Source organism: Rhodocyclus gracilis (assembly GCF_009617575.1).
Taxonomy (GTDB): Bacteria; Pseudomonadota; Gammaproteobacteria; order Burkholderiales; family Rhodocyclaceae; genus Rhodocyclus; species Rhodocyclus gracilis.
Genome location: NZ_WIXJ01000001.1, coordinates 269,657 through 282,523, shown reverse-complemented (window position 1 = coordinate 282,523; position 12,867 = coordinate 269,657). Strand labels below are relative to the sequence as shown.

Sequence of the window (12,867 nt, the reverse complement as noted above, 5' to 3'; positions counted from 1 at the left end):
CTAGACCCAGTCGGGCTGCGGGCGGGCGCCTGCGGTGAGGGTCAGTACCTCAAAGCCGGTGTCGGTGACGAGAATGGTGTGTTCCCACTGTGCCGACAGGCTGTGGTCCTTGGTGACGACCGTCCAGCCGTCGGCGAGCTGGCGAATGCCCGGCTTGCCCGCATTGATCATGGGCTCGATGGTGAAAATCATCCCCGGCTCCAGTCGTGCGCCGGTTCCCGCCTTGCCGAAATGCAGCACCTGCGGGTCTTCATGGAAGCGGCTGCCAATGCCGTGGCCACAAAACTCGCGAACGACCGAGAAGCCGGCCTTTTCCGCATGGCGCTGGATGGCGGCACCGATATCGCCGAGGTGGGCGCCCGGCCGCACCTGGGCAATGCCGATCCACAGGCATTCATGGGTCAGTTCGCAGAGCCGGCGGGCGAGGATAGAGGGTTCGCCGACGATGAACATGCGGCTGCTGTCGCCGTGATAGCCGTCTTTGATGACGGTGACGTCGAGATTGACGATGTCGCCGTTTTTCAGCGGTCGCTCACCCGGAATGCCGTGGCAAACCTGATGGTTGATCGACGCGCAGATCGACTTCGGGTAAGGCGTGTAGCCGGGAGGTGCGTAGTTGAGCGGGGCAGGAATCGCGCCTTGCACGTTGACGATGTAATCGTGGCAGAGACGGTCGATTTCTTCGGTACTGACCCCGGCGGTGACGAAGGGAGTGATGTAGTCGAGGACTTCGCCGGTCAGTCGGCCAACGAGCCGCATTTTTTCGATTTCGGCGGCTGTTTTGATCTGGATGCTCATCGTGGGTGGTCAGGACGAAAGCGGGAAGAATAAAGGAAGGGGGGGGGCAAGGCAATTTCGCCGATGATGGCAATGATGCCCTTGTTTAGCCTGCGTTTCGGCAGGTGTTTCGTCACGCAGGCGGTCTGTCTCGTGATGTACGTGCGGTTTGAGTTGTCGTGCGTGGCAGTGGTATACTCGCCGGGTTTTGCCAGCCCGCCGTCGGTGGGTAGGTGAAATATCCATGCGCGCCGTGTTGGCGCGCGGGCGCAAAACGGTTTTGCGTCTATTTCGCACGTTCGCTGATTCAAGGGTGTCCGCTTCGATGCGGGCGTAGCTGGGCGAACGGCGGTTCAACCCTTATGGAGTCTCAAAAGTATGTCCACGACTATGCGTCAAATGCTGGAAGCCGGTGTCCACTTCGGTCACCAAACCCGTTTCTGGAACCCGAAGATGGCGCAGTACATCTTCGGCGCACGCAACAAGATTCACATCGTCAACCTCGAAAAGACGATGACCAAGTACAACGAAGCGATGGCCTTCGTGCGCAAGCTGTCCGCGAACAAGGGCACCATCCTCTTCGTCGGTACCAAGCGTCAGGCGCGTGAGATCGTTGCCGAAGAAGCGCTGCGCGCCGGTTCGCCCTTCGTTGACCAGCGTTGGCTGGGTGGCATGCTGACCAACTTCAAGACGGTCAAGCAATCGATCAAGCGCCTGAAGGACATGGAAGCCATGGCCGAAGACGGCTCCTTCGAGCGCATGGGCAAGAAGGAAGCGCTGATGACCCAGCGCGAACTCGAAAAGCTGCAAAAGTCGATCGGCGGCATCAAGGAAATGAATAGCCTTCCCGATGCACTGTTTGTCATCGACGTCGGTTATCACAAGATTGCTGTGACCGAAGCGGCCAAGCTCGGCATCCCGGTGATCGCCGTGGTCGATACCAACCACTCGCCCGAAGGCGTGACCTACGTCATTCCGGGTAACGATGACTCCTCGCGCGCGATCCGTCTCTACGCTCGCGGCGTGGCCGACTCGATCCTCGAAGGCCGTAGCCAAGTGCTGCAAGAAATCCTCGAAGGCGAAGGCGACGAGTTCGTCGAAGTCCAGGAAGCGGCTGAGTAATTTGCAGGATGACCGCAGGCGTGGCACATCGGTGCGGCGCCTGCCTTGTTGATTGAAACTGGCGCGGCCGGCGATCCCGGCCGCGTTCGCACGTGGAGAACAAAATGGCGGAAATCACCGCGAGCATGGTTAAAGAACTGCGCGAGAAGACTGACGCGCCGATGATGGAATGCAAGAAAGCCCTGACCGAAGCCGCTGGCGATCCGGTCAAGGCCGAAGAAATCCTGCGCGTCAAGCTCGGCACCAAGGCGAGCAAGGCGGCCAGCCGTGTGACGGCTGAAGGCGTGGTGGCGATTGTTGTCGAAGGCGCTGCGGCGGCGATCGTCGAAGTGAACTGTGAGACCGACTTCGTTGCCAAGAACGACGACTTCCTGAAGCTGTCGCGTGATTGTGCCGGCCTCGTGGTCAGCGCCGCGCCGGCTGACGTGGCCGCGCTGGCCGCACTGCCGCTGGGCGAAGGCACGGTCGAATCGACGCGTGCTGCGCTGGTTGGCAAGATTGGTGAAAACCTGTCGATCCGTCGCTTTGAGCGGATTGCTGCGAAGGGCCGTCTGGCCTCGTACATCCACGGTGGCGCCAAGATCGGCGTCGTTGTCGATGTCGTCGGTGGCGACGAGCAGCTGGGCAAGGACATCGCCATGCACATCGCTGCGGGCAAGCCGAAGGCGCTCGACGCGTCGGGCGTTCCGGCCGAACTGATCGAAAGCGAACGTCGTGTCGCGATCGAAAAGGCGAAGGAAGCGGGCAAGCCGGAAGCGATGATCGAGAAGATCGCCGAAGGTTCGGTGCAGAAATTCCTGAAGGAAGTGACGCTGCTCGGCCAAGTCTTCGTCAAGGCCGAAGACGGCAAGCAAACGATCGAGCAGCTGCTGAAGGCGAAGGGGGCTTCGGTGGCGAGCTTCGCGCTCTACATCGTTGGTGAAGGTATCGAGAAGAAAGTCACCGACTTCGCTGCTGAAGTTGCCGCCCAAGCCGCTGCTGCACAAAAATAAGGGTTTCGCCGTATGACGATGACGGGAGCGAACATGGCTCAACCGAAGTACAAACGCATCCTCCTTAAATTGTCGGGTGAGGCGCTGATGGGCGGTGACGCCTACGGCATCAATCGCCAGACGCTCGCCGAGATCGTTGCCGAGATCAAGGCGGTGGTGGATCTGGGTGTCCAGGTCGGCGTCGTCATCGGCGGTGGCAACATCTTCCGTGGTCTTGCGCACGCTTCCACCGGCATGGATCGGGCGCAAGCCGACTACATGGGCATGCTGGCGACGGTGATGAACGGCCTCGCCTTGCAGGACGCCATGCGCGCCGCCGGTATGGCGTCGCGCGTGCAGTCGGCGCTCAATATCGAGCAGGTCGTCGAGCCGTACATTCGTGGCAAGGCGATTCGCTATCTTGAGCAGGGGCGGACGGTGATCTTCGCTGCCGGCACGGGTAATCCATTCTTTACGACGGATACCGCAGCCGCCCTGCGTGGCGCCGAAATCGGTGCCGAAATTGTTCTGAAGGCCACCAAGGTCGACGGGATCTACTCCGCCGATCCGAAGAAAGTGGCTGATGCGGTGCGCTACGAGCGCATCAGCTTTGATGATGTCATCGCGCAAAATCTCGCGGTCATGGATGCGACGGCGTTTGCCCTCTGTCGTGACCAGCGCCTGCCGATCAACGTGTTTTCGATCTACAAGCCGGGCGCGCTGACGCGCGTGGTGCTGGGTGAGAACGAAGGTACGTTGGTGGTTTGCTGAGGGAGCAGAAAATTGTCTATCGCTGAACTGAAAAAAAGCGTTGAGCACAAGATGGGGCGCTCGCTTGAGGCGCTGAAGGCGGATCTCGCCAAAGTGCGCACCGGGCGTGCGCATACGGGTTTGCTCGATCACGTGCAGGTTGAGTACTACGGTTCGCTCGTGCCGGTCAGCCAGGTGGCTAATATCACCCTGATCGATTCGCGTACCATCGGTGTGCAAGTCTGGGAAAAGCCGATGGCGAGCAAGGTCGAGAAGGCCATTCGCGATTCCGATCTCGGGCTCAACCCGTCGGCGATGGGCGAACTGATCCGCGTGCCGATGCCAGCGCTGACGGAAGAGCGTCGTCGCGATCTGACCAAAGTGGTCAAGAGCGAAGGCGAAAACGCCAAGGTGGCCGTGCGTAACCTGCGCCGTGACGCCAATGGAACGCTCAAGGAATTGTTGAAGGCCAAAGAAATCTCCGAGGACGAAGAACGGCGCGCTCAGGACGATATCCAGAAGCTCACCGACCGTTTCGTTGCCGATGTCGATAAGCAGTTGGCCCAGAAAGAAGCCGAGTTGATGGCTGTCTGAGCCACGCTCAGGATCAGGTCTGATGGCGAAATTCAAAAGCTCGACGGTGGCGGTGCCGGAAGTTTCGGCAACGCCGGGACACGTTGCCGTGATCATGGACGGCAACGGTCGCTGGGCGCGTCGGCGCTTTTTGCCTCGCGTCGCCGGCCATCATCGCGGTGTCGAGGCGGTGCGCGAGATGGTCAAGGCCTGCCTTGATCGCGGCATCAGCTACTTGACCCTGTTTGCCTTCAGTTCCGAGAACTGGCGGCGCCCCGAAGAGGAAGTCACCTTGCTGATGCAACTCTTCGTGCGCTCGCTGCGCGGCGAGGTGTCGCGTCTGAACCAGAACGGCGTGCGTTTGCGCATCATCGGCGACCTGTCGCGTTTTGACGCCAAACTGCAGGCGCTCATCCGCAGCGCCGAAGAACTGACCGCTCACAACGACCGCCTGACTCTGACGGTAGCGGCCAACTACGGTGGCCGTTGGGACATCCTGCAAGCGGTCAATCGAATGGCGGCCGAGCATCCCGATCGGCTCGGCCTCTGGCGCGAAGAAGACCTGGCGCCTTATCTGTCGATGGCTTACGCGCCGGAGCCGGATTTGTTCATCCGTACGGGCGGCGAAGAGCGGATCAGTAATTTCCTGCTCTGGCAGTTGGCCTACACGGAGTTTTATTTTACTGAGACCGTCTGGCCGGATTTCGGCGCGGCTGCGCTGGACGAGGCCATTCAGTCGTATCGCAAGCGCGAGCGGCGCTTCGGGCGTACCAGTGAGCAGTTGCTCGCCAACTCGCCAATGACGGGCGCCACGGTCGCGTTGGGCGATAGCGCGGCCACTGCTGCCGAGCCGGAATTAGCGGACGGCAAGCGACTGTATGCTTAAAACGCGGGCTCTGACCGCGGTCATCCTTCTCGCCGCTTTCCTCGCTGCACTGTTTTCGCTCTCTGCCACTGGCTGGGCTGCGTTCACCGCGCTGGTTGTCGCGGTGGCGGCCTGGGAATGGGGGGCGCTTCTGCGCTGGCAAGCGCCGGGACGCATCATGCTCGGCGTGGCGGCCATCTTTTTCTGCGACGCGGCGGTCATGCTGGTGCCCGAGGCCCTGGGGCTCGTGGGCGACTTCTCCGCATCGCTCGCCTGGCAGTTTGGCCGCTGGCTCTATCTGCCGGCGGCGTTGTTCTGGCTCGGCGTCGTTCCCGTCTGGTTGACGCGCCGCTGGCCTTTGCCCGGCGGCATTGTCGGTGTACTGGTCGGTGCGCTGGTGATTTTCCCCACATGGCTGGCCTTGCTGCATCTGCGGCAGGGCGGTGGCGTATTCGTGCTGGCGATCATGGCGCTCGTCTGGGTAGCGGACATTGCGGCGTATTTCAGCGGACGTACCTTCGGGCGGCACAAGCTGGCGCCGGCGATCAGCCCCGGCAAAACCTGGGAAGGCGCTGTCGGTGCCGCCGTCGGCGTCGGCGTCTATGGCTTGGTAGTGCTCGACTACCTGCCGCCATCCCTGCGCACTCATCTTCCCGTCTTGATCGCCGTCTTGCTTGCGTTGACTGCGGTGAGTATCGTTGGCGATCTCTTTGAATCCCTGCTCAAGCGCCATGCCGGCCTCAAGGACAGCAGCAATGTGCTGCCCGGTCATGGCGGTGTGCTTGACCGCATTGATAGTCTGACTTCTACCCTGCCGCTCGTCGCCTTGGTCTGGCTGGCGAGTGCGCTTTGACCCGACCTCGCGAGTAGCTTCGATGCAGAACCTCACTATTCTTGGCTCTACCGGCTCTATTGGCGTCAGTACGCTGGATGTTGTTCGTCGTCACCCCGAGCGCTACCGCGTGCTGGCCTTGTGTGCGCATCGCCAGATTGATCGGCTGTTCGAGCAATGTCTGGAGTTCAGGCCGCGCTTCGCGGTGGTGGGCAGTGACGAGCTGGCGGCGCAACTGCGCACGCGCCTCACTGCTGCGGACTGTGCAACCGAAGTCGAAAGCGGGCCGGCGGCACTGTCGCGGGTCAGCCGCTTGCCGGAGGTGGATGCCGTCATGGCCGCCATCGTCGGAGCCGCCGGCCTTGAGCCGACGCTGGCGGCGGTGCGTGCCGGCAAGAAGGTGCTCCTGGCCAACAAGGAGGCGCTGGTCATGGCCGGCGCCGTCTTTATCCGCGAAGTGCGCGAAAGCGGTGCGGTGCTGCTGCCGATCGATTCGGAACACAACGCGATCTTTCAGTCGCTGCCACGCGGCTACTCCGGTGATATGGCAGCGAGTGGCGTCAGCAAACTGCTGCTCACTGCCTCCGGCGGGCCGTTCCGCCGTACGCCGGTGGCGGATCTGGCGGCAGTGACGCCGGATCAGGCGTGTGCGCATCCGAACTGGTCGATGGGGCGCAAGATTTCCGTCGATTCGGCAACGATGATGAACAAGGGCCTCGAAATGATCGAGGCGCGTTGGTTGTTCAATGTTCCGGCCGACAAGATTCAGGTGGTCATCCACCCGCAGAGCGTGATCCACTCGCTCGTGCAGTACGTCGACGGCTCGGTCGTTGGCGAACTCGGCAATCCCGACATGCGCACGCCGATCGCTCACGCGCTGGCCTATCCCGAGCGCATCGAGGCGGGTGTCGCGCCGCTCGATCTCTTTGCCATCGCCCGCCTTGATTTCGAGCAGCCGGATTTTGCTCGCTTCCCGTGTCTTGCCCTGGCGTATCGCGCCTTGCAGGCGGGGGGGAGCGCGCCGGCGACGCTCAATGCCGCCAACGAGGTCGCGGTCGATGCATTCCTCAACGGGCGCATTGGTTTCACGGCGATTGCCGATGTGATCGCGCGTGTCCTTGATGCCGTTCCGGTCGTTGACGTCACGACGCTGGAAACGGTGCTCGAGGCCGACCGCGTTGCCCGTGCGGCCGCCCACGAACTGCTGGCGTCGGCTGCCGTGGCGTGAATTCCCTCCTGCACACGCTGCTAGCCTTTGCGCTGGCGCTGGGCGTGCTCGTGCTGGTGCACGAGCTGGGTCACTATTTCGTGGCGCGTGCCTGTGGTGTCAAGGTTCTGGGATTCTCCTTGGGCTTCGGCCCGCGCGTGTGGTCCCGTCGTTTTGGGCGCGACCAGACAGAGTGGATGATCTCGGCCATCCCCCTCGGTGGATTCGTGCGCATGCTCGACGAGCGCGAGGGCGATGTCGCCCCTACCGAACTGGCGCGGGCATTCAACCGGCAGTCGCCGTGGCGGCGCATCGCGATCGTCATTGCCGGCCCGCTTGCCAATTTTTTGCTGGCCATTGTGCTCTATTGGGGGCTCTTCATTTACGGAGTCGAAGAGCCTCGGGCTTGGCTTGGCGCTCCACCCGCCGCGACGGCCGCCGCCGAGGCGGGCGTTGTGGCCGGGGAGCGCGTGCTGCGCGTCGGCGATACGCCGGTCGACACCTGGCAGGAAGCCAGTTGGGCCTTGTTGCAGCAGTCCCTCGAACAGCCTGTGCTCGATCTCGAAGTCATCGACGGCCAATCGCATATCACCTTGCGGCGACTCGATCTTGCGGCTGTGCGGGCCGCCGGATGGGAGGGCGATGCGCTGGCGCGCCTGGGTTTGGTGCCGGGGCGTCCGCATGTTTTGCCGGTGGTGGCGCAGGTGGGTCCCGAGAGCACGGCCGCCGCGGCTGGCGTCGAGGTGGGCGACCGCTTCCTTTCCATCAATGGCCGTGACGTAGACGACTGGATGGAGGTCGTTCAGACCGTGCGCGCCTCGCCGGGACAGGTGCTGCTCGCAAAGGTCGAGCGAGCCGGGCAGACCGTCGAGATGCGGATTGCGATCGCCAGCGAGCGGCGCGGCGACGGCACTGTGGGGCGTATCGGTATCACCGTGCGGGCCGATGACGCTTCCGGCGAGGCATGGACGACGACCGTGCGCTACTCGCCCGTGCGGGCCTTGTCGCGGGCGCTGAGTGAGACTTGGGAGAAGTCGGTATTCAGTCTGCAGATGATGGGGCGCATGCTGACCGGCGATGTTTCCTGGCGCAATCTGAGCGGCCCGGTGAGCATTGCGAGCTACGCCGGACAGTCGGCGGCAATGGGAGCAGACTACTATCTGCGCTTTTTGGCGCTCGTCAGTTTGAGCCTTGGCGTCCTGAATCTGCTGCCCGTGCCAATATTGGACGGTGGGCATTTGTTGTATTATCTTGCGGAAATCATCAGGCGGGCGCCGCTCTCCGAGCGCGCCATGGAAAGCGGCCAGCGTGCAGGAATGGCCCTGCTTTTGATGCTTATGGCTTTCGCCCTCTACAACGATTTCTCTCGACTGTTTTCCGGCTGACCTATGAAGAAAAACCTGCTTGCAGGTCTGATTGCTGCTGTCTTTGCTTCGGGCGCTTCTGCCTTTGAGGCATTCACCGTCAAGGACATTCGCGTTGAAGGCATTCAGCGCACGGAGGCTGGGACGGTTTTCAGCTACCTGCCGGTAAAAGTCGGCGAGACGATGACCGACGAAAAAGCGGGGCAGGCGATCAAGGCGCTCTTCGCGACTGGATTTTTCAAGGATGTGCGGATCGAGGTGGAAGGCGATGTTCTCATCGTCGCCCTTGAAGAGCGTCCCGCCATCGCCCAGATCGACTTTGTTGGCCTCAAGGAATTTGACAAGGATCAGCTGAAAAAAGGCTTGAAAGACGTCGGTATCGCCGAATCGCGCACCTTCGACCGCGCCATGCTCGACAAGGCGGAGCAGGAGTTGAAGCGGCAGTATCTGTCGCGCGGCAAGTACAGCGTCGCGATCACGACGACGGTGACGCCGCTGGAGCGTAATCGTGTGGCGGTCAACTTCACCATCGATGAAGGCGAAGCCGCCAAGATCAAGGAAATCAACATCGTCGGCGCCAAGGCTTTCCGCGAGAAAGACCTGCTGGAAGTCTTTCAGTTGCAGACGCCCAACTGGATCAGCTGGTACACCAAGAACGATCAGTACTCGAAGCAGAAGCTGTCTGCCGACCTGGAGTCGCTGCGCTCCTACTATCTGAACCGTGGCTACCTCGAGTTCAACATCGAGTCGACGCAGGTCTCGATCAGCCCGGACAAAAAAGACATTTACATCACGGTCGGCCTCAATGAAGGCGAGCGTTACGTCGTCTCCTCGGTGAAACTGGCGGGCGACCTGTTGCTGCCCGAAGAAGACCTGCGCAAGGCCATGCAAGTGAAGCCCGGCGACGTCTTCTCGCGTGAAAAGCTCAATGAGAGCACCAAGGCGATTACCGACCGCCTCGGCGCGCTCGGCTACGCATTTGCCAACGTCAATGCCGCGCCTGAGGTCGACAAGGAGAAGCGTCAGGTCGCTTTCACCGTCTTTATCGATCCGGGGCGTCGCGTCTACGTGCGGCGCATCAACGTGCTCGGCAACAGCAAGTCGCGCGATCAGGTCGTTCGTCAGGAAATGCGCCAGATGGAAGGCGCCTGGTACGATGCCGACCGCGTCGCCCTGTCGAAGCAACGGATCGATAAGACCAACTACTTTAGTGAGGTCAATGTCGAGACCCCACCGGTTCCAGGAACGACCGATCAGGTCGATGTGAACGTCAAAGTGACGGAGAAATCGACGGGCAACATCTCGCTGGGCGCTGGTTTCTCGAGCTCGGAAGGGGTGATCCTCTCAGGTGGGATTTCGCAGGCCAACCTGTTCGGTAGCGGCAAATTTGCGTCGCTGCAGTTGAATACCGGCAAACTCAATCGCACGATCGCCTTCTCCTACACCGACCCGTACTTCACGGTTGACGGCATCAGTCAAGGCTTCGATGTCTATCACCGCACACTCAATCCGACCTCGCTCTCCTACACCTACCAGACGAAGTCGACTGGTGGCGGTATCCGCTTCGGTTACCCGATCGCCGAGAAAGAGTCCCTGTCCTTTGGCTTGGGTATCGATAGCACGACGGTGACGGTTGATCAGACGCTCAGTCCAAAGCGCTACATCGATTTCGTCAATCAGTTCGGCAGCACTAACGTCAGTATTCCGGCGACGATTGGTTGGGGCGCTGACACCAAAGACAGCGCCATCTACCCGACGCGTGGCGGGATTCAGCGTGCCGGGCTTGAGGTTGCCGTTCCGGGGGGCTCGCTGCGCTACTATCGTGCCACCTACCAGGCGCAGCAGTATTTCCCGGTCAGCAAGAGTCTGACCTTGATGCTCAACGGTGAAGCGGGCTATGCCGACGGCTATGGCAATCAGGCGCTACCGTTCTACAAGCGTTTCTACGCCGGTGGTGTCGGCTCGGTGCGCGGCTACGATACGGCTAGCCTCGGTCAGCGTGATTCGGTCAATGGCGTGTTGTCCGACGAGCGCCTCGGCGGCAACAAGCGGCTCATTTTCAACGCTGAGTTGCTTTTCCCTCTGCCGGGCTTCGGTGTCGACAAGTCTGTTCGTATCGGCGCTTTCTTTGATGCTGGCCAGGTCTGGGATAAGTCCGAGAAAATGTCGCTTAGCGACATGCGTGCCTCGACCGGGATTGCCGCAGTCTGGACGTCGCCTTTTGGTCCGCTCAAATTCAGTATCGCCCAGCCTGTGAATTCCAAGGATGGTGATAAACTTCAACGGTTCCAGTTCCAGATGGGAACGACCTTTTAATTGGGAGAAACAGCTTGAACAAGAAGATTGCGACCTTGCTGCTTGCGCTGTCGGTCTCGTTGCCAGCCACGTATGCCTCGGCGTCGGATCTGCTCAAGGTCGGCTACGTCAATACCCAGCGCATCTTCCGCGATGCGCCGGCGGCAGTGAAGGCGGCGAAGAAGATCGAGCAGGAGTTTTCCAAGCGTGATCAGGAGTTGCAACGCGTCGCCAAGCAGCTGCAGTCCATGCAGGAAAATCTTGAAAAGAACGCGCTGACGCTTTCCGAAGCTGATCGCCGCAACAAGGAAAAAGAACTCAACGAGCTTTCGCGCGACTTCCAGCGCAAGCAGCGCGAGTTCCGCGAAGATCTCAATCTGCGTCAGAACGAAGAAAACGCCGCGATCATCGACAAGGCCAATCGTGCAATCAAGCAGATTGCCGAAGCCGAGAAGTTCGATCTGATTCTGCAAGACGTCGTCTGGGTTAGCCCGCGTCTCGACGTGACGGACAAAGTCATCAAAGCGCTCTCCGAGAGCAAAGACGCGAAGTAACCGGAGTATTTGTGCGAACGGCTGTGCGTCTTGACGAAATCGTCGCGCGTCTTGGTGGAACGCTAGCCGGTGATGGCTCGGTCCTGATCGAGCAGGTGGCGGCGCTGGCTTCGGCCGGCCCCCGCCAGATCGGCTTTATTGTCAGTGCCAAATACCGTCAGCAGTTGCTGACGACACGTGCGGCGGCAGTGATCCTGCCGCCGCAGTTCGCTGACGATACCTCGCTTCCTCGCCTGATTCACCCGAATCCCTACGCGTGCTACGCGCGCGTCGTGGCCTTGCTCAACCCACCGCCGGCGCGTCCCTTGGGCGTGCATGCCTCGGCGGTGGTGCATTCGCCGGTGCCGGCTTCGGCAAGCATCGGCGAAAATGTTGTCATCGGCCACGCGGTGAGCATTGGCGAGAACGTCGTGATTCATCCGGGCTGCGTCATCGGCGATGGCGTGACGATTGGCGCTGACTCCCTGCTGCACCCGAACGTGGTCATCTGCCATGACTGTTGCGTCGGGCGCCGGGCAGTCATACAGGCGGGGGCGGTCATTGGTGGGGATGGTTTTGGCTTCGCGCGCGAAGGCGAGCGCTGGATCAAGATCCCCCAGATCGGCCGCGTGCTGATTGGCGATGACGTCGAAATCGGCGCCAATACCTCGATTGACCGTGGGGCTCTCGATGACACGGTGATCGGTGATGGAGTGAAGCTCGATAACCAGATTCAGGTGGCGCATAACGTCGTGATCGGTGAGCACTCGGCGATGGCAGGCTGCGTTGGAATCGCCGGCAGCACGACGATCGGCAAGCGCTGCACGGTCGGTGGTGCCGGCATGATTCTCGGTCACCTCGAACTGGCGGACGACACGCACATCTCCGCCGGCTCGCTGGTGAGCAAGAGCTTGCGACGCGGCGGTCAGTACACGTCGATTTACCCGCTCGAAGCGCACGACGAATGGCTGCACAATGCGGCGCAGATTCGTCGTCTGGGCAAGCTCGCGCAGCGCGTTGCCGAGCTGGAGAAGCAACTGGAACGAATGTCTGCCGGTGTCGCCGACGACACGTGTGCGGAAACGAATACTGAGGCCGGGGCCTAGCCCGGTCGCACTGGAGAATTCAGTTTGAACTCAATGGAAATCAAGGAAATCCTCGAGCATCTGCCGCACCGCTATCCATTCCTGCTGGTGGATCGCGTGCTCGAATGCGTGCCGGGCGAGCGTATTCACGCGTACAAGAACGTGACCATCAACGAGCCGTTTTTCGTCGGTCACTTCCCGCATCATCCGGTGATGCCGGGCGTGCTGATTCTCGAGGCGCTGGCGCAGGCGGCCGGCATCCTTTCCTTCAAGACCATGGGCATCAAGCCCGATAACTCGTCGGTGTTCTATTTTGTCGGTATCGACGGCGCCCGTTTCAAGCGGCCCGTGTCGGCGGGAGACCGCATCGATTTGCACGTAGACATCGTTCGGCACATGCGCGGCATCTGGAAATACAGCGCCGTGGCGCGTGTAGACGGTCAGGTGGTGGCTGAAGCCGAGTTGATGTGCGCGCAGCGCGACGTGGACTGAG

13 protein-coding genes are annotated in these 12,867 nt (G+C 61.2%); 12 read left to right on the top strand and 1 reads right to left on the bottom strand.

Annotated features, from left to right (window positions below):
* A complete protein-coding gene (map, locus tag GHK24_RS01275) occupies positions 1–798 on the bottom strand; it encodes a type I methionyl aminopeptidase (protein WP_153467757.1) in 798 nt (265 codons plus the stop codon).
* A 357-nt stretch (positions 799–1,155) separates the two neighbouring features.
* Here map and rpsB point away from each other — a divergent pair, with 357 nt between their 5' ends.
* The 12 genes from rpsB (at position 1,156) to fabZ (ending at position 12,866) form a co-directional block, all read left to right on the top strand.
* Positions 1,156–1,899, top strand: a complete 744-nt coding sequence (gene rpsB, locus GHK24_RS01270) for a 30S ribosomal protein S2 (RefSeq protein ID WP_153467754.1) — start codon at positions 1,156–1,158, stop codon at positions 1,897–1,899.
* 104 nt (positions 1,900–2,003) lie between these two features.
* Complete coding sequence (gene tsf / locus GHK24_RS01265) at positions 2,004–2,891, top strand: translation elongation factor Ts (protein ID WP_153467751.1); 888 nt, start codon at positions 2,004–2,006, stop codon at positions 2,889–2,891.
* Positions 2,892–2,924: 33 nt separating this feature from the next.
* Complete coding sequence (pyrH, locus tag GHK24_RS01260; RefSeq protein WP_153467748.1) at positions 2,925–3,641, top strand: UMP kinase; 717 nt, start codon at positions 2,925–2,927, stop codon at positions 3,639–3,641.
* A 51-nt stretch (positions 3,642–3,692) separates the two neighbouring features.
* Positions 3,693–4,214 (top strand): ribosome recycling factor, encoded by a 522-nt coding sequence (frr, locus tag GHK24_RS01255; protein WP_228384503.1) that lies wholly within the window; start codon positions 3,693–3,695, stop codon positions 4,212–4,214.
* 22 nt (positions 4,215–4,236) lie between these two features.
* Positions 4,237–5,079 carry a polyprenyl diphosphate synthase gene (uppS, locus tag GHK24_RS01250; protein WP_153467742.1) on the top strand — a complete coding sequence of 281 codons (843 nt, stop codon included), beginning with the start codon at positions 4,237–4,239 and terminating at the stop codon, positions 5,077–5,079.
* Positions 5,072–5,911, top strand: a complete 840-nt coding sequence (locus tag GHK24_RS01245; RefSeq protein ID WP_153467738.1) for a phosphatidate cytidylyltransferase — start codon at positions 5,072–5,074, stop codon at positions 5,909–5,911. Before uppS ends, GHK24_RS01245 begins: the two co-directional genes overlap by 8 nt.
* Before the next feature lie 22 nt (positions 5,912–5,933).
* Positions 5,934–7,118, top strand: coding sequence for a 1-deoxy-D-xylulose-5-phosphate reductoisomerase (gene ispC / locus GHK24_RS01240; protein WP_153467735.1), 1,185 nt, complete (start codon positions 5,934–5,936; stop codon positions 7,116–7,118).
* Positions 7,115–8,482: an RIP metalloprotease RseP gene (rseP, locus tag GHK24_RS01235; protein WP_340666069.1), complete on the top strand. Its 1,368-nt coding sequence runs from the start codon at positions 7,115–7,117 to the stop codon at positions 8,480–8,482. Before ispC ends, rseP begins: the two co-directional genes overlap by 4 nt.
* A gap of 3 nt (positions 8,483–8,485) precedes the next feature.
* Positions 8,486–10,777, top strand: coding sequence for an outer membrane protein assembly factor BamA (gene bamA / locus GHK24_RS01230; RefSeq protein ID WP_153467732.1), 2,292 nt, complete (start codon positions 8,486–8,488; stop codon positions 10,775–10,777).
* Positions 10,778–10,791: 14 nt separating this feature from the next.
* Complete coding sequence (locus GHK24_RS01225; RefSeq protein ID WP_153467729.1) at positions 10,792–11,310, top strand: OmpH/Skp family outer membrane protein; 519 nt, start codon at positions 10,792–10,794, stop codon at positions 11,308–11,310.
* An 11-nt stretch (positions 11,311–11,321) separates the two neighbouring features.
* Positions 11,322–12,395 carry a UDP-3-O-(3-hydroxymyristoyl)glucosamine N-acyltransferase gene (gene lpxD / locus GHK24_RS01220; protein ID WP_340666068.1) on the top strand — a complete coding sequence of 358 codons (1,074 nt, stop codon included), beginning with the start codon at positions 11,322–11,324 and terminating at the stop codon, positions 12,393–12,395.
* 33 nt (positions 12,396–12,428) lie between these two features.
* Positions 12,429–12,866, top strand: coding sequence for a 3-hydroxyacyl-ACP dehydratase FabZ (gene fabZ, locus GHK24_RS01215; protein WP_153468796.1), 438 nt, complete (start codon positions 12,429–12,431; stop codon positions 12,864–12,866).
* The last annotated feature ends 1 nt before the right edge of the window (position 12,867 follow it).